This window comes from Avibacterium sp. 20-126, from assembly GCF_044358625.1.
In the GTDB taxonomy this organism is placed as follows: domain Bacteria; phylum Pseudomonadota; class Gammaproteobacteria; order Enterobacterales; family Pasteurellaceae; genus Avibacterium.
Genome location: NZ_CP091457.1, coordinates 1,496,943 through 1,513,238 on the forward strand (window position 1 = coordinate 1,496,943; position 16,296 = coordinate 1,513,238).

The 16,296-nt window shown below is 42.5% G+C and carries 22 protein-coding genes and 1 tRNA gene; 17 read left to right on the top strand and 6 right to left on the bottom strand.

What is annotated here, in order from left to right:
- The first annotated feature begins 17 nt into the window (after window positions 1-17).
- The 13 genes from L4F91_RS06915 (at window position 18) to L4F91_RS06975 (ending at window position 7,114) form a co-directional block, all read left to right on the top strand.
- The gene (locus tag L4F91_RS06915) at window positions 18-320 is read left to right on the top strand and encodes a hypothetical protein (protein WP_395895618.1); all 303 of its coding nucleotides are present in this window, start codon (window positions 18-20) and stop codon (window positions 318-320) included.
- A 139-nt stretch (window positions 321-459) separates the two neighbouring features.
- Window positions 460-600: a hypothetical protein gene (locus L4F91_RS06920; RefSeq protein ID WP_395895620.1), complete on the top strand. Its 141-nt coding sequence runs from the start codon at window positions 460-462 to the stop codon at window positions 598-600.
- Window positions 597-896 (top strand): helix-turn-helix domain-containing protein, encoded by a 300-nt coding sequence (locus tag L4F91_RS06925; RefSeq protein ID WP_395895622.1) that lies wholly within the window; start codon window positions 597-599, stop codon window positions 894-896. Before L4F91_RS06920 ends, L4F91_RS06925 begins: the two co-directional genes overlap by 4 nt.
- Before the next feature lie 9 nt (window positions 897-905).
- Window positions 906-1,886, top strand: a complete 981-nt coding sequence (locus L4F91_RS06930) for a hypothetical protein (protein WP_395895624.1) — start codon at window positions 906-908, stop codon at window positions 1,884-1,886.
- A 9-nt stretch (window positions 1,887-1,895) separates the two neighbouring features.
- Entirely contained in the window at window positions 1,896-3,716 is a 1,821-nt protein-coding gene (locus L4F91_RS06935; RefSeq protein WP_395895626.1) for a transposase, read from the top strand.
- Between the two features lie 60 nt (window positions 3,717-3,776).
- Window positions 3,777-4,949, top strand: a complete 1,173-nt coding sequence (locus tag L4F91_RS06940; protein WP_395895628.1) for an AAA family ATPase — start codon at window positions 3,777-3,779, stop codon at window positions 4,947-4,949.
- A gap of 8 nt (window positions 4,950-4,957) precedes the next feature.
- A complete protein-coding gene (locus L4F91_RS06945) occupies window positions 4,958-5,161 on the top strand; it encodes a hypothetical protein (protein ID WP_115249182.1) in 204 nt (67 codons plus the stop codon).
- Window positions 5,154-5,387: a hypothetical protein gene (locus L4F91_RS06950; RefSeq protein WP_395895630.1), complete on the top strand. Its 234-nt coding sequence runs from the start codon at window positions 5,154-5,156 to the stop codon at window positions 5,385-5,387. The genes L4F91_RS06945 and L4F91_RS06950 overlap by 8 nt, the downstream gene beginning before the upstream one ends.
- Window positions 5,380-5,904, top strand: coding sequence for a host-nuclease inhibitor Gam family protein (locus L4F91_RS06955; protein ID WP_395895632.1), 525 nt, complete (start codon window positions 5,380-5,382; stop codon window positions 5,902-5,904). The genes L4F91_RS06950 and L4F91_RS06955 overlap by 8 nt, the downstream gene beginning before the upstream one ends.
- Entirely contained in the window at window positions 5,901-6,122 is a 222-nt protein-coding gene (locus L4F91_RS06960) for an ANR family transcriptional regulator (protein WP_395895634.1), read from the top strand. Before L4F91_RS06955 ends, L4F91_RS06960 begins: the two co-directional genes overlap by 4 nt.
- Window positions 6,119-6,277, top strand: a complete 159-nt coding sequence (locus L4F91_RS06965) for a hypothetical protein (RefSeq protein WP_395895636.1) — start codon at window positions 6,119-6,121, stop codon at window positions 6,275-6,277. The genes L4F91_RS06960 and L4F91_RS06965 overlap by 4 nt, the downstream gene beginning before the upstream one ends.
- A gap of 71 nt (window positions 6,278-6,348) precedes the next feature.
- A complete protein-coding gene (locus L4F91_RS06970) occupies window positions 6,349-6,735 on the top strand; it encodes a regulatory protein GemA (protein WP_395897854.1) in 387 nt (128 codons plus the stop codon).
- Between the two features lies 1 nt (window position 6,736).
- Entirely contained in the window at window positions 6,737-7,114 is a 378-nt protein-coding gene (locus L4F91_RS06975; RefSeq protein ID WP_395895638.1) for a Mor transcription activator family protein, read from the top strand.
- 110 nt (window positions 7,115-7,224) lie between these two features.
- Here the strand turns inward: L4F91_RS06975 and L4F91_RS06980 are convergent, their stop codons facing one another.
- On the bottom strand, window positions 7,225-7,818 hold the full coding sequence (locus tag L4F91_RS06980) for an ATP-binding cassette domain-containing protein (protein WP_395895640.1): 594 nt from the start codon (window positions 7,816-7,818) through the stop codon (window positions 7,225-7,227).
- A 76-nt stretch (window positions 7,819-7,894) separates the two neighbouring features.
- Window positions 7,895-9,139 (bottom strand): serine/threonine transporter SstT, encoded by a 1,245-nt coding sequence (gene sstT / locus L4F91_RS06985; RefSeq protein ID WP_250363356.1) that lies wholly within the window; start codon window positions 9,137-9,139, stop codon window positions 7,895-7,897.
- 345 nt (window positions 9,140-9,484) lie between these two features.
- Between sstT and L4F91_RS06990 the strand changes: the two genes are divergently transcribed.
- Window positions 9,485-9,919, top strand: coding sequence for a LexA family transcriptional regulator (locus tag L4F91_RS06990; protein ID WP_265762737.1), 435 nt, complete (start codon window positions 9,485-9,487; stop codon window positions 9,917-9,919).
- 74 nt (window positions 9,920-9,993) lie between these two features.
- Window positions 9,994-10,251 carry a DinI-like family protein gene (locus L4F91_RS06995; protein WP_250349786.1) on the top strand — a complete coding sequence of 86 codons (258 nt, stop codon included), beginning with the start codon at window positions 9,994-9,996 and terminating at the stop codon, window positions 10,249-10,251.
- A 309-nt stretch (window positions 10,252-10,560) separates the two neighbouring features.
- On the opposite strand, the gene L4F91_RS07000 is transcribed toward L4F91_RS06995, so the two are convergent.
- Together L4F91_RS07000 and pyk are read right to left on the bottom strand one after the other, a co-directional pair.
- Window positions 10,561-11,223, bottom strand: a complete 663-nt coding sequence (locus L4F91_RS07000) for an NAD(P)H-dependent oxidoreductase (protein ID WP_265762736.1) — start codon at window positions 11,221-11,223, stop codon at window positions 10,561-10,563.
- A 164-nt stretch (window positions 11,224-11,387) separates the two neighbouring features.
- Window positions 11,388-12,827, bottom strand: a complete 1,440-nt coding sequence (gene pyk, locus L4F91_RS07005) for a pyruvate kinase (protein ID WP_250349784.1) — start codon at window positions 12,825-12,827, stop codon at window positions 11,388-11,390.
- A gap of 204 nt (window positions 12,828-13,031) precedes the next feature.
- On the opposite strand from pyk, the gene L4F91_RS07010 reads away from it, so the two are divergent.
- Window positions 13,032-13,108 (top strand) — tRNA-Val (locus L4F91_RS07010).
- A 32-nt stretch (window positions 13,109-13,140) separates the two neighbouring features.
- On the opposite strand, the gene recR is transcribed toward L4F91_RS07010, so the two are convergent.
- Both recR and L4F91_RS07020 read right to left on the bottom strand, forming a co-directional pair.
- Entirely contained in the window at window positions 13,141-13,746 is a 606-nt protein-coding gene (gene recR, locus L4F91_RS07015; RefSeq protein ID WP_395895644.1) for a recombination mediator RecR, read from the bottom strand.
- Window positions 13,747-13,828: 82 nt separating this feature from the next.
- Window positions 13,829-14,158, bottom strand: a complete 330-nt coding sequence (locus tag L4F91_RS07020; protein WP_103853095.1) for a YbaB/EbfC family nucleoid-associated protein — start codon at window positions 14,156-14,158, stop codon at window positions 13,829-13,831.
- A 117-nt stretch (window positions 14,159-14,275) separates the two neighbouring features.
- Between L4F91_RS07020 and L4F91_RS07025 the strand changes: the two genes are divergently transcribed.
- Window positions 14,276-16,204: a DNA topoisomerase III gene (locus L4F91_RS07025; protein WP_395895646.1), complete on the top strand. Its 1,929-nt coding sequence runs from the start codon at window positions 14,276-14,278 to the stop codon at window positions 16,202-16,204.
- Window positions 16,205-16,296 lie beyond the last annotated feature (92 nt).

Sequence of the window (16,296 nt, forward strand, 5' to 3'; positions counted from 1 at the left end):
TTTATAGGAGAAAGAAAATGATTGAAAAATTCGTAATTTATTTATTGAAAAAGCCGCGTATGAAAGCGGCTTTGAAGGAAATCGTAAAAGATATTAACGATTTAATCGATGAAGATGATATTCAAGAGCGACGTAAAGCTCGTGAAGCAGTTGAGCGTAAGCTGTTGGACGACCCAGTTCTATATCAAGACGTTCTGGATGATCTCTATAAAAATCCGACTGACTTTTCAATTCGTGGAAAATTTCCAGCTTCTTTTTATATGGCAGCAATTTCAATAAGTAATCGATCACGTGACGCTGAGCGTCGCACTTCCCATTGAGAGATCTTAGCTGTTGTTCAAATTGCGTCATTCTCGTTTCTAAATCAGAAAGACGTGTTATCGGTAATTTAATATTTGTCATAGGGTTTCCTTTTGGCAGTTGAGAGAGCCAATAGGATACCACAGGGAGAAAAAACCAATGAAAATGTTAGAAAAATTCTGTTTATGGTATTTGAAAAAGTACTGGAATAGTAAAGGTTACAAAAACGCGGTTGCTCTTGAGCAACAAAAACACGCGGAAAAACAACCGCACTTTATCAAAATGGAGCGGGCAAAATGAAAGAGAAAATTAATGGTACGCAGCGTGCGTTGCGGATTTTAAAAGCCCTGAAAGGGCGAACGTTGGACGGTTTGAGCAATAAAGATTTGTGCGAGGCGATTGATGAAACGCCTGTAAATATCACCCGTGCGACGGCGGTGTTGGAAAGTGAGGGATTTTTGCGGAAATTGCCCACAGGCAACTGGACGCTCAGTTTTGCCCTGCTGAACCTTGCGGTGTGTTATGAGCAGGATATGCAGGCGGTAAACGAACGATTTAATGAAGTGCGTCATCGGGTGATGACGGGTGGTTTTTAGGAGTAAGCGATGACAGATTTAAGATTAAGTGAACAACAAGATGCGGTGGTGTTGGCAAGTAAGGCAATGACGCAGGATAAAGCTCAAGCCTATGAAATGCTGGGAATGGTAAAAATGAGCGATTTCACAAGAAAACTGGTAACCGTTTCCCATATAAAAGTTTTAGCTGAATTTAAAGAAACTAAGAAATACAAAGACTTAGATATTCAAGACACCAAAGGAAATTGGTTACACGTTACCAAGTGGGAAGATTTTTGCAACGCTTTAGGTTATAGCCGTGAAAAAATTGATATGGATATTTTAAACCTTTCAACTTTTGGCGAAGACTTCCTCGAAACCTCCCAACGCCTGGGCTTAGGCTACCGTGAAATGCGTAAACTTCGCCAACTGCCTGAGGAAGCCCGTTCGGAGATTGTCGATGCGGATTATTCGGAGGCGACGGATAAGGAAGATCTGATTGAGAAAATCGAAGAATTGAGCGTGAAGCACGCTAAGGAGAAAGAAAGCCTTACCAAACAGTTGGAAAGCGTGAAAGCGAACTATGACGCGCAGGCGAAAGTGATTGCTAATAAGGACGAACGTTTAAACAAACTGGATAAGGAGTTGGCGAAGAAAAGTTTGTTGATTGAAACCCAAACGCCCGACCAACGTGGCAGTGCATTGCGAGAAGAAGCAACCGCGATTTCTTACAAGGCGGAAGCTATTTTGCGTGGGCAGGTGTTTCAGGCGTTTGAGGCATTAGGGGCTCATCAAGCTGAAACAGGTATTGATCATAAGCAGTTTATGAGTGGGGTGCTGGCGGAGTATCAGTTGATTTTGTCGGAGCTGAAAGAACGCTTTGGCTTAGACGATACGCCAAGCGGTGAAGCCTTGCCTGAGTGGGCGCGAGAAGATTATCAGCCTGACGGCAAGTTAGATGAAAGTGTAACGAGCATTTTGGACGAGATTGAGCAAGATGCCCACATTCAAGATGCTGAAGTGGTGGGTTAAGGAAATGCAATGGCAATACTACCGAGCGTTCTCGCCCAATATGCCGAGCGTGTGGAGAAGGCAGGCTTTGGCGAGAAGGAAAAAATTATTGAAGAAGGTTGCACAAAAACAGGCTTAAGCCGTGCGACTTTTCTTCGGCAGCTTAAACCGTTTCGACCGGCAAGCGGTCGCAAAGTGCGGTCGGATAAGGGGAAACATCAAATGAATGCGAACGAGCTGAAATTGATTAGTGCGGCGTGGTTACACCTACGGCGGAAAAACGGCAAAACGATGGCAACGCTGGAGCGGATTTTGGACATATTACGCGCCAACAACAAAGTGAAAGCGGAGTTTGTGGACGAGAAAACAGGCGAAGTTCGCCCTTATTCGGCAAGTTCGGTGGAGCGGGCGTTACGCAACGCCAATTTGCACCCCGACCAACTGTTACGCCCCGCTCCTGTGGTGCAGTTGCAAAGCCGACACCCGAACCACGTGTGGCAAATCGACCCGTCTTTGTGTGTGCTGTATTACTTGAAAGAAACAGGCAAAGGCAATGGGCTATGCGTAATGGAAGCGGAACAATTCTACAAAAACAAGCCTGCGAATGTGGCAAAAGTGGAACCGCAACGGGTGTGGCGATATGTGATCACAGACCACGCGAGCGGGGTGATTTATGTGGAATATGTGTATGGTGGCGAAACGGCGGAGAACATTTCGGAAACCTTTATCAACGCCATTCAGAAGAAAGAGAACCCTACCGAGCCATTTTTTGGTGTGCCGAAAATTTTGATGTTCGACCGTGGTTCTGCCAATACATCGCAAATGTTCACGCACTTGCTGAACCAGTTGGACGTGAAAATTGAAGTGCCGAAAGCCCACAACGCCCGAGCCAAAGGGCAAGTGGAGAAAGGCAATGATATTGTAGAACGGCAATTTGAAAGCGGGCTGCGGTTTATGAATGTGAGTGGGCTGGCTGAGCTTAATCAACTGGCTCACCGTTGGATGCGGTATTTCAACGGCAAAGCCATTCATAGCCGACACGGTATGACACGCTATGGCGCGTGGCTGAAAATCCATACCAAAGATTTGATTTTGCCCCCTAGCCGTGAGATTTGTCAGGAATTGATGATCACCGCATTAAGCGAGCGATTGGTTACCGATAAGTTGGAAATCAGCTTTGAGAACCGCCGTTATGATGTGCGTGATGTGCCTGATGTTCGAGTGGGAGAGAAAATCACGGTGGGCAAAAACCCTTACCGCCCTGAATGTGTGCAAGTGCAATGTTTTGAACATTTGCTTGATGAAACGGGTAAAGTGATGCTGAAGCCTTACTGGGTAGTGCTGGAGCCAGTCGAAATCAACGAGCTGGGCTTTAGAGTGGACGCGGCAGTCATCGGCGAAGAATACAAAGCCCATCGCAAAACTGCCTTTGAAACCAACAAAGAGCAGGTGGAGCAACTGGCGTACGGTGTGGCAACCGAAGATGAGTTGAAGCGGGCGAAAAAAGCCAATGTACCGTTATTTAATGGCGAAATTGACCCTTACAAACATCTTGATGAAAACCAGCTTATGTGGTTCTTACCGAAAAATGGACAAGAACACGAGCTCACCACCAATGCCCGTCGGGTGGAGCAAAAACCAATGTCGGCGGTGGAATTTGCTAAAAACGGCAAAGCTCGCTGGGGCGAGTTGTGGAATGGCGAGTGCTATCAATGGGTGAATGGCAAATATCCGCAAGGTGTGCCGCAGGTGGAAGCCGAACGATTGTTGGGCTTGGGCTTTGATGAGTTCAAGGCGGAGTTTGTTCAACCTTCGCCAACACGCTCAAATTTGCGGTTGTTGGCGGCCTAAATGGTGGGCTAAAGCCCACTCTACGCGTAAAGGTAAGGATTATGATGAACGGAGCATTTTATGCTGAAACTAAAACAGGTGCTGATTGATAAGGGCGTGAGCCTGCGACAGTTGGCACAGATGATGAATGTGTCGCCTGCGACCATTTCCCAGTTGGTCAATCACGATCAACGGGTGCGGGATTGGGCGGCATTTGAGAAGAGTTTAATAGCGGCTTTGCAAAAAATTGGGATAAACCAACCGCTTGCAACGCTATTGAGACAGGAAGCGACAGGGGAAAGTTTGGCGACCGAGCCTGCCGCTTCCGCCCTTAAAACCAAACAAGAAATTAAGGACGAGATTATGTTACTCGCAAAACAGGCTTTATTTCCAGCCACTAAGAAACATTTTTTATTGCCGATTGACCCTTTTTCCACCGATATTCGTTCGGCTGATGAAGTTTTTGCCACTAGCGACATTCGTTATGTGCGGGAGTCGCTCTATCAAACCGCGAAGCACGGGGGCTTTATGGCGGTGGTCGGCGAAAGCGGTGCTGGCAAATCGACCTTGCGCCGTGATTTGATTGACCGTATTCGTGCCGAAAATGCGCCGATTGCGGTGATTGAACCATACATCATCGCGATGGAAGACAACGACATCAAGGGCAAAACGCTGAAAGCGGCACATATTGCCGAAGCGATTATTTCCACCCTTGCACCGCTACAAAACGTGAAGCGTTCGCCTGAAGCACGCTTTCGCCAGTTGCATCAAGTGTTGAAAGAGAGCTGTAAGTCGGGCTATTCCAATGTGCTAATTATTGAAGAAGCCCACTCGTTGCCGATTCCAACCTTGAAGCACTTGAAACGCTTTTTTGAGTTGGAAGACGGTTTCAAAAAGCTGATTTCGATTGTGTTGATTGGTCAGCCTGAATTGAAGCTGAAACTGTCTGAACGCAATACGGAAGTGCGTGAAGTGGTGCAACGCTGTGAAGTGGTGGAGCTTTCCCCACTTGATGCAGAGTTAGAAAACTATGTGGCATTTCGCTTGGCGAAAGTCGGCAAAAAGCTCAGCGACATTTTTGAAGAAGACGCGTTTTTGGCGGTGCGACAACGCTTAACAGCGGTGGGGCGAAACAAAACCACGCAGAGCCTGCTTTATCCGCTTGCGGTAAATAATTTGCTGACGGCGGCGATGAACTTAGCAGAAAGTTTAGGTGTGCCGAAAGTGAATGGCGATGTGGTGATGCAGGTTTAGGGGGCTGTATGAGAAAAACGACCTTAATTTTTACCGCACTTTTGTTGGCGGGCTGTGATGATGGAATGGTGCAAAAGCACACTTGGAGTTACGCCGAGCTTTGTATTGATGGCGTGGTGTATCTCCGCTCACCTAACGGCAACCTTACCCCCAAAATTAACGCGGATTTTTATCCTTATACTTGCAAAAAAGGAGTAACAAACAATGGCTAAAATGAAACCTATTACTCGTAAAGATCCTGAAAATTTCCTGATTTGCTGTAAAGCCTTAGCGAAAGCACTCATAGATGACCGAGATGGCATTACACAAGCATTATTTGGTGGTATCACGCATTTTAATGGTTCAGTAAATAGCAATGAAACTGTGCTGGAAGCTGTGTTAGGCAAGAAATGCGGAAAAATCACATTAACAATTAGTAAGGAATTAAACAATGGCTAAACGAGCAACCCGAGTAAAAAGTGAAGTCCAAGAAATCGCCCTGCAAACGCAAGATGAAGTGGCGTTGGCAATTAAGCAAATTGGTGATTTGGAACGAGAGCAGGTGCGACTTTCCACCCTGCAAGCAGACGAGAAAGCCGCGGTTGATGAAAAATATACAGCTCAACTGACAGCACTTAAGGAACAGGTGAAGCCGTTACAAAAAGCAGTACAGGCGTATTGTGAAAGTCGCCGTTTGGAACTGACCAACGGTGGCAAGCAGAAGACGGCGTACTTTACCACAGGCGAAGTGCAATGGCGTGCCAAACCGCCTGCGGTGGTTGCCAAAGGGATTGATGGCATTTTGGAAAGCCTACGCAATTTGGGGCTGTTCCGCTTTATTCGCACCAAAGAAGAGCTAAATAAAGAAGCCATGCTTGCCGAGCCTGATATTGCACGCTCAATTTCGGGTGTAACCATTCGCGAGGGCGTGGAAGAGTTTGTAATCAAGCCCAATGATGAAGAGGTGCGAAAATGAGCCAAAGACCGAGAGTCGAGCGTAGTGTGCTAGAAGAAGCCTATCACAAAGCAGCAGAAACCGCTGCGGAAGTGGAACGTTCGGGCAATTATGCCAGAGCCACTCAAATGTGGGCGGACGCTGAAAAATTGGCACTGACATTTACGCAACGAGAATGGTGTTACATACGAAAAAACTACTGTAAGAAGTGGCAAGGCAAACGGGAGAAAACGCAGTGATTTCTACACTTGAAACCTTAAAAATGCAGCTTCGCCAAGCGATTATTCAGCTGGAACAGGCGGAAAAATCCTTGGATAAAAATCAGCTGGAACATACAAAAGTGTATGTGCGCAATGCGAAGGGGATTTTGATGAAACTTGGCATTACTTTTTAAGAATCACTAAACCGCCTTCGGGCGGTTTTTTTGTATTGGGAGACCCGAAAATGAACCATTATGGGGGGATGATGAGAAAACGATTATTACAGCTAGTGCATATTGGGAAAAATCAGTTGAAGATGGACGATGAAACTTACCGAAGTCTATTATCTCAACAATTCTACCAAAATTCTGCAAAAAATATAAGCTATTCAGATCTCGTGAAATTAGTCAAAATACTGCAAGGTTATGGGGCAAAAATTAGGCTACCGCGTGATGAGCCTACGCTTTCCGCCATTCAGCGAAAATTATGGTCTGTGTGGAAAGCGGTAGCTGACGAGAGTTCGAACCAAGCCTTGAACGCCTTTGTTGGGCGTTATTATGCCGATGTTACCGATTGGCGTAGGCTGAACCACGAACAAACCGCCGCCATTATTGAACAGCTGAAACAATGGAAAAAACGTGTAGGTAAATAGTATGAATATCGCCAAATTTGACAATGATGACTTTCAAACCAAAGCTCCCGATTTATTGGCAGATCTGGCGAAATATACGGTGATGGCGGTGCGTGAATGTTATCCCGAAATGGACGAGGAAACGGCAGAAAACATCGGAATGATTGTGGCGTTGAAAACGGGCTACAACTGGGGTGGTTTGAATGTGTATGTGCCGAAATCAATGTCGCTTTTCGCCTGTGAGCGTGAGAAGCAGATTTTCAACGAGTTCACGGGCAATAATCACGCCTATCTTGCCAAGAAGTATGGTTTATCTTTGCAATGGATCTACAAAATCGTTAAACGCGTGCAAAAAGAAGAAATTGCGAAAAGGCAGTTTGATATGTTCGCTCAGTCCTAAAAACAAACCCAGTGACCGTAAAAAGTCGCAGGGTTTTCTTTTTCTCTATGTGTAATGCTATTTCATTCCGCCTTTCTCATTTCTTCCCACTTAGTCTAATTTCTTCCCATTTATGTTGGTTTATGTGTGATGGTTATGTTGGGTGGGTTTAGCAAAATCGCGATTTTTGCTTGTAACTGTGCGAGCAACACTTTCCATTCTTTAACCGATTGTTGATCCAATCCTTCAAAAGGTTCATCTAAAATGAGCAAATCAGGCTGTTGTACTAAGGCTTGGCATAGCAACACTTTACGACTTTCTCCAGTAGAAAGTTGAATAAATGGGCGATCTAAAAGTGCGGTAATTTTTAACAGCGAACTATATTCTTCAAATAAAGCAAGATCTGCGTTTTCTGCCAAAATGGTTTGTTTGGCAGTTTTACCAAAATCATCAGGGCTTACGCCATCATTATTGCGATCTTTAAAGGTTTCACTGACAATTTTTTGCTGTTTTTCAAAAGAGAGGGAACAAACAGTTTGAAACCGATTTTCCATTTTCCCCTCAAGCAAAGGCAGTTTGCCTTCTAACGCCAATGCAAGTGCGCTTTTACCACTGCCATTGCTGCCCACGACGCTCCAATAGGCATTGGGCTGAATGGATAATTCATCTATTTTTAAGCGTTGATGATGAGCAAGTTGAAATCTTGCATTTTGAATCGTAATCATACTAGCCACCTATAAAAAAAGCGGAAATTTAATCCGCTCTTTCTTATTTAACATCTTTTCATCTTTAACAAAAAGATTAACCTTTTTGTGCTTCCTCTTCAGAGATACACACCGCCGCCGTAAATACTACGTCAGTAGATGAATTCAACGCGGTCTCTGCAGAATCTTGTAATACGCCAATGATAAAGCCTACGCCGATAACCTGCGCAGCAATATCATTTGAGATACCAAACAAGCTACAAGCTAATGGAATTAATAATAATGAACCACCCGCAACGCCCGATGCACCACAAGCACACACGCTTGATACCACACTTAATAATAATGCGGTAGGGAAAGATACTTCCACACCTAAGGTATGCACAGCAGCTAAGGTTAATACCGTAATTGTGATTGCCGCACCTGCCATATTGATACTTGCCCCTAGTGGAATAGAAACAGAATAAGTATCTTCATTTAAGTTTAAGCGTTTTGCTAACTCCATATTTACAGGAATATTTGCCGCTGAGCTACGCGTGAAGAACGCAGTTAAACCACTTTCACGCACACAAGTCCAGATCAATGGATATGGATTATGGCGAGTTTTCCAATACACTAAAATTGGGTTTACGACGAAAGCAGTAAATAGCATTGCACCAATTAATACGCATAATAAACGCACATAATCAAATAATGCGCCTAAGCCTTTATCCGCAAGGGTTTCAGCCACTAAACCGAACACCCCAATTGGGGCAAAACTAATGATGAAGTGAACGATTTTTGATACCCCTTCAGACAGATCATTCATCACATTTTTAGTGGTATCTGATGCGTGGCGTAACACTAAACCTAAACCAATCGCCCAAGAAAGAATCCCAATAAAGTTTGCATTAAACAGTGCATTGATTGGATTATCCACCACATTTAACACTAAGGTTCCTAACACTTGAGAAACTTCACTTGGTGGTGATAAAGAATTTTCTTGTGTTTGCAATGCAATTTCTGTTGGAAAAGCAAAGCTAAATAACACCGCAGTTAATGCCGCAAGGAAAGTACCTAACAAATATAAAATCACCACGGCTTTCATATTGCTTTGCGCACCAATTTTTTTATTCGCAATGGCTGAAATAACCAATAAAAAGACAAGAATTGGTGCAACCGCACGCAATGAGCGCACAAATACTTTACCTAAAAAACCCGCTTTTTCAGCAAGATTAAAGCCGAGCATTGATTGTAAGCTTGGTGCAATAATCGCCAAAAGTAAGCCTAGCACTAAACCGATAGAAATTCTTTTCACTAAACTTCCGTGAAAAAACAAAGAATATAAACGAGATGTATTCATAATAATTTACGATGTTGTGTTTAAGCTGAACCGAATAAATGGGTCAGCAACGAGTTAAAATTTAGATCTAAAATTAGATCCCCCATAGCCCTTGTAAAGATAGCCTAATTTTTTACTAAAGAAAATATAAAATCGTAAATTAACGTATATTATTTACATAAATATAGAAATATTTCCCCCTAAATTAAATAAAATTCATTATTTTCTCCTTTTTGCCCTAAATCTTGCGTAGTAACACAAAATGTGAAAAAAATTTTTATACAGTATTGACGAGCTGTATAAAAAAACAGTATCATTTTCACTGTATAAAAACCCAGTGAGTTTAATGATAAGCGGAGCATCAAGATGAATTACCTCAACCAACAAACCCCGTTCTCCTATCAGCCAATGCCATTTTTAACTGATAGTAAATCTTTCAATTCCACCTTTAATAGAAAACTTGATTTAAATCTTTATTGCATTAAACACCCCCAAAAAACCTGCTTTATTCAGGTAACAAACCCAAATATGCTGGCGTGGGGAATTGAAATGGGCGATATGCTCGTGGTGGAACAAAATGATCATCTTAGCATTGGGGATTTAGTGGTAATGGAACAAAATCATCAATTCTGTATATATGAGTTTGTTGCTTATGAAGATAAAGCATTTATCTTTCTACCGCTGGATGCCAAAATGAAAAGCATAAAATGTGAAAAATGGTCTGCCTTACCCATTATTGGCGTAATTACAAATACCATTCATCAAATAAAACCTAAAAAGCAAATGCGATTTGCCGCTTAACTCATTGAAACGAAAAGTGCGGTGCAAATTTTCTCATTTTTACTGTTTAGGACAAATAAAATAGGAAGCATATAATGAAGCAGTTAGACATTCGTTTTATGAAAGAAAGCGACACAAAACGCCAAGAATACCAATTAAAAATCATTGCTAAGCTGCAAGACGTACTGCCTCGAAAGATCGCAGAGAAATTTGAAGATATTCACGTTCGTATCCGTTTTTCCAGTGCGGCAGGCGTGGAGATAACAGGTATCAAAAATAAAGACGAAAAGGAACGTTTAATGGAATATTTAGAAGAACTCTGGAACGACAGTTCGTTGGTTGAGCTGGATTGATAAAACAAGACAGAAGCTAATATCCATTGCGTTCATCATATAAAAAATCATAAAAAAACCACCGCACTTTAGTTTATCTATGCCATTAGCTTCTAGGGGGATTTCTATTTGAATAATGCGACTAAAAAGAGACAAAATCGCTAGCAAAACTAGGCAAATTATGCAGAGAACTGGGATATTCTCAAGCTATTTCACAAAGTTTTGCAGGGTTTGGGAATTTTAGACCATTACATTATTCACATACCCAATAAGGTTCGCCCTAAATATTCATCGAAGAAAAAAATAAAGTGCGGTGTTTTTTTTAACAATTTATTCCAGCCAAGTGACCAATTCTTCCATCGGTTTTCTTGATTTCGCTTTAATCTCTTTCGCCCGATAACCAAAGGTAACGATCACAGAAACGCCCCACTCCACTGGATCAAACGCGCCTGACTGAGCTAAAATTTGATTCACCGCTTCGTAATTAAAGCCTTCTATTGGACAGCTATCCACACCAATAAATGCCGCGCCCGTCATCATATTTGCTAATGCGATATAAGTTTGCTTACTTGTCCAATCGAATAATGCCCGTTCGCTTTCCAGCACGTTCATATCATTTTGTTGAAAAGTACGGTATTTTTCTTTCGCTTTTTCCATTTGTTCTGGCGTTAATCCACGCTTAATTAAGGCATTATGCAAATACTCTGAATCGTAACGCGCATTTTTCTTTGCTAAAATCGCCACCACATAACTCGCTTCATCAAGCTGAGTTGCCATTCCCCAGCTCACTGGTTTAAGCTTTTCACGTAATTCTGGATTTTGAATCACGACGAAATGCCAAGGCTCTGATCCCACTGAACTTGGTGATAAACGAGCAAGCTCTAAAATATAATCAAAATCCTCACGACTCACTTTTTTATTTGGATCGTAATAACGTGTTGCGGCACGAAAACGAAATCTTTCTAATACTTGTTCTTTACTGATTACACTCATTATACTTTCTCCCGATAAGGTTAAATGCCATCATTATAGCAAGCACAGTAAAAATTCAGGAAATGCTATGACAATTAAAGTTGATAGGCATCAAATAAAAAAAGTTACCTATTTTTGTTAGGTAACTTTTTAATCTAGGTTTAAGTTCTGTTTAAAAAATCAGATTATTCAACCACTAATGTGCGACAAGTGTTTGTTCCACCAGAGGTTAGAAGATCACCTTGAGTTAATAACACAAGATCACCCGTTACTAAGTAGCCTTTATCTTTCAATAATTGCATCGCCGCTTTCAATCCTTCAATGGTACGGCTTTCTTGATCGAAATGAACAGGTACAACACCACGATATAATGCACAAAGATTTAATGTTTCTTGGTTACGAGATAAGGCAAAAATTGGTAAGCCAGAACTAATGCGAGACATTAATTTCGCTGTATGTCCGCTGTTTGTCATTGCAATAATTGCGGCAACCCCTTTCATATGGTTCGCAGCAAACATTGCTGACATCGCAACCGCTTCTTCAATCGTATCAAAAGTGCGATCAACACGGTGGCGTGAAACGTTTACGCTAGGCATTTTTTCTGCCCCTAAACACACTTTCGCCATTGCTGCCACGGTTTCAGCAGGATATTGCCCCGCAGCGGTTTCAGCAGAAAGCATTACTGCGTCTGTACCGTCCAATACTGCATTGGCTACGTCCATTACTTCCGCACGGGTTGGCATTGGGTTGCTGATCATTGATTCCATCATTTGCGTTGCGGTAATCACCACGCGATTTAATTGACGAGAACGACGGATTAATTTTTTCTGTACGCCCACTAATTCAGGATCGCCAATTTCAACGCCTAAGTCACCACGGGCAACCATAATCACATCAGAAGCAAGAATAATATCGTCCATCGCTTCATCACTCATTACGGTTTCCGCACGTTCTACTTTTGCCACAATTTTCGCTTTAAGACCGGCTTCTTCCGCTAATTGACGTGCATAGTTCAAATCAGCACTTGAACGAGGGAAAGACACGGCTAAGTAATCCACCCCAATACGCGCTGCAGTAATAATATCTGCTTTGTCTTTTTCCGTTAAGGCATCGGCAGATAACCCACCACCTAATTTATTAATCCCTTTATTATTTGAAAGAGGCCCGCCGACAGTCACTTCAGTGAAGACTTTTGCGCCTTCAGTTGATAATACTTTTAACTGAACACGACCATCGTCTAATAATAAAATATCACCCGGAACAACGTCTTGTGGTAAGGTTTTATAATCTAAACCAACAGCTTCTTGATCCCCTTCACCTTTTGGTAATTCTGCGTCTAAAACAAATTTATCACCCACATTTAAGAAAATTTTGCCATCTTTAAAAGTAGAAACACGAATTTTAGGCCCTTGTAAATCCCCTAAAATCGCCACAGTTTTACCTAATTTTTGTGCAATTTCACGCACACGTTGCGCACGCCCAATGTGATCTTCAGGCGTACCGTGAGAAAAGTTCATTCTCACTACATTAGCACCCGCCGCAATAATTTTTTCTAAATTATTACCACGGTCTGTAGAAGGCCCCATAGTACATACAATTTTGGTTCTTCTTAGTCTTCTAGACATTACTTACTCCATTGTTCTTCAAAATACAAACTAAAAATTGCGGGCTATTATACGCCTAAAACCCAGCAAGATCGAGATCGCCTACGCGAAAAACAGCAAAAAACGCTAAGCCATTGATTAAATTTATGGCAATTAATCATACAATATGAAAAATGCCCTTGTGTTACACGGCAAAAGTCGCTAAGATACGCACCAAATTTCAGTGCGACTATAGCTCAGTTGGTTAGAGCACCACCTTGACATGGTGGGGGTCACTGGTTCGAGTCCAGCTAGTCGCACCATTTCTTCTAATTCCCCCTAAATTTTCTCTTATTTAATACTCAATTTCTCTGCGCCCAGAAAAAGAATGTCCAAGCGTGTTACTATCCACCGTTTCTAACTCTCCGCCCACTGGGATACCGTGCGCAATACGGGTGACTTTGATATTGTATTGCATACAAAGTTCTGCGATATAATTGGCGGTTGCCTCACCTTCCACCGTTGGATTGGTGGCGAGAATCACCTCCTTAAAGGTTTCATTTTGCAACCGTCTATTAAGCAAGTCTAAACCGATTTCTTTTGGCCCGATACCGTCTAAAGGAGAAAGATGCCCCATTAAGACGAAATAACGCCCTGAGAATTGCCCCGTTTGTTCAATGGCTTGAATATCTGAAGGTTGCTCCACCACACAAAGCAAACCAGTGTTTTGACGACGTGGATTATGACAAATGGTACACACATCTTCTTCAGTAAAGGTTCTGCATTGTTCGCAATGCCCAATTTGCGACATTGCGGCGGTTAAAGCACGCGCTAGCTCCATTCCACCGTTGCGATCCCGTTGCAGTAAATGATATGCCATACGTTGTGCCGATTTCGGTCCTACTCCGGGTAAACAGCGCAGTGCATCAATAAGATTTTCTAATAATGGGCTTGTTTGCATTGTTTTGCCTAAAATAAATAAAAAAACACACCGCACTTTGATTTTTAAGAAAAAATGAAGTGCGGTGCAAAATTAGGAAAATTTAGAACGGCATTTTAAAGCCGGGCGGTAATGACATTCCTGCGGTAACCGATGCCATTTTTTCTTTTTGCAATTCTTCTGCACGACGAACAGCATCATTAAACGCGGCTGCAATCAGATCTTCGAGCATTTCTTTATCGTCTTCCATTAAAGAAGGATCGATTTCAATACGGCGACAGTTATGCGCACCATTTACCGTAATTTTTACCAAGCCAGCGCCAGATTCACCCGTTACTTCCAACTGTGCAATTTCTTCTTGCATTTTTTGCATACGATCTTGCATTTGTTGGGCTTGTTTCATTAAGTTGCCTAAGCCACCTTTTCCAAACATAATTTTTATCCTCAGTGTTAATAAGTCGCAACATTCTAACGAAAAATTAATAAATTGGGAATAATGAAATCTGTGTTAGAATGCCAAGCTTTGTTTTAGCTGATTGATGTTGTCCCTATGCGATTATTTATAGCCGAAAAACCTAGCCTTGCACGTGCCATTGCCGATGTGTTACCCAAACCCCATCAGCGTGGTGATGGTTTTATTCGTTGTGGCGAAAATGATTGCGTAACTTGGTGCGTTGGCCATTTATTAGAGCAAGCTGAACCGGAGGCTTACGATCCCAAATTCAAAATGTGGCGCTTGGAAGATTTACCCATCGTGCCGCAAAAATGGTTGCTTATTCCACGCAAAGCGGTGAAAAAACAATTGGATACCGTAATCAAGCTCATTCATCAAGCTGATGAACTGATCAATGCCGGCGACCCTGATCGTGAAGGGCAGCTTTTAGTCGATGAAGTGTTTAGCTATGCCAATCTTTCTGCCGAAAAAAAAGCTCAAATCCAACGTTGCTTAATTAGTGATTTAAACCCAAGTGCTGTGCAAAAAGCAGTAAAAAAATTACAATCTAATCAACACTTTATTCCCCTTGCAACATCTGCCCTCGCCCGCGCTAGAGCCGATTGGCTTTATGGCATTAATATGACGCGTTCCTATACGAAACATGGGCAAAATATGGGCTATCGCGGTGTGCTTTCTGTGGGTCGTGTGCAAACCCCAGTATTGGGGTTAATCGTTCGCCGTGATCTGGAAATTGAAAACTTCCAACCAAAAGATTATTTTGAAGTACAAGCTTTCGTGCAAACAACGGAAGAAATCGCGCAAAAATTCACCGCACTTTGGCAACCAAGCAAAGCCTGTGAAGATTATCAAGATGAAGACGGACGCGTACTCTCACGAGCCTTAGCAGAAAATGTCGTGAAACGTATCACAGGACAACCTGCAATGGTGACGGATTATCAAGACAAACGCGAAAAGGAAGCCGCTCCCTTGCCTTATTCCCTTTCTGCCTTGCAAATTGATGCCGCAAAACGCTATGGACTTTCCGCCCAAGAGGTGTTGGATACCTGCCAACGTTTATATGAAATGCACCGCTTGATCACCTATCCACGTTCAGATTGCCGTTATTTACCCACAGAGCATTTTGCTGATCGTCACAAGGTGATGAATGCGATTTCCGCACAAGCCCCCGATTATCAATCATTACCCAGTATCATTAATCCTGAACAGAGAAATCGTTGCTGGAATGATAAAAAAGTGGAAGCACACCACGCCATTATCCCAACGGCAAAAAATACCCCCGTTAATCTCACACAAACAGAACGAAATATTTATCAGCTTATCGCTCGTCAATATTTAGCCCAATTCTGTATTGATGCGGAATATCGTCGCTGCAAAATCACCTTAAATATAGCAGGGGGAAAATTTATCGCCCAAGCCAGTAATCTACAAGTGGCTGGCTGGAAAGAACTTTGGGGTAAAGAAAATGACGAGCAAAATAACGCCGAACCCTTGCTTCCTGAAGTAAAAAAAGGGCAAGAATTATTCTGTGAAAAAGGGGAAATTCTCAGCAAGAAAACCCAGCCACCGAAACCATTTTCTGATGCAACCCTACTTTCAGCAATGACAGGGATCGCACGTTTTGTACAAGACAAAGCCTTAAAAAAAATCCTACGCGAAACAGATGGCTTAGGCACAGAAGCCACTCGCGCAGGCATCATTGAGTTGCTATTTAAACGCGGTTTTATCTATAAAAAAGGGCGTCATATTCACAGTAGCGAAACAGGGAGAATTTTAATCCAAGCGTTACCTGATATTGCCACGCTGCCCGATATGACTGCACATTGGGAAGCCCAGCTCAACAGCATTAGCCAAAAAGAATTGAATTATCACCAATTTATGCACGAATTGGTACAATCCCTACCTGCCCTGCTCAGTTATACCAATTTCGATGCGTTACGGCAGCTTAGTGCAGTATCTCGACAACAAATGACGACAAAAAATGCAAGCGCAGCGAAAAAGAAAAGTGCGGTGGAAAAATCATAAGTTTTACGGCAAGTTAAATTGCTTACAATTAAAACAATCGACAATTTTTTAAAGAAAATCGCTTGCGCGCTGTTTTAATATTCGCTAATATT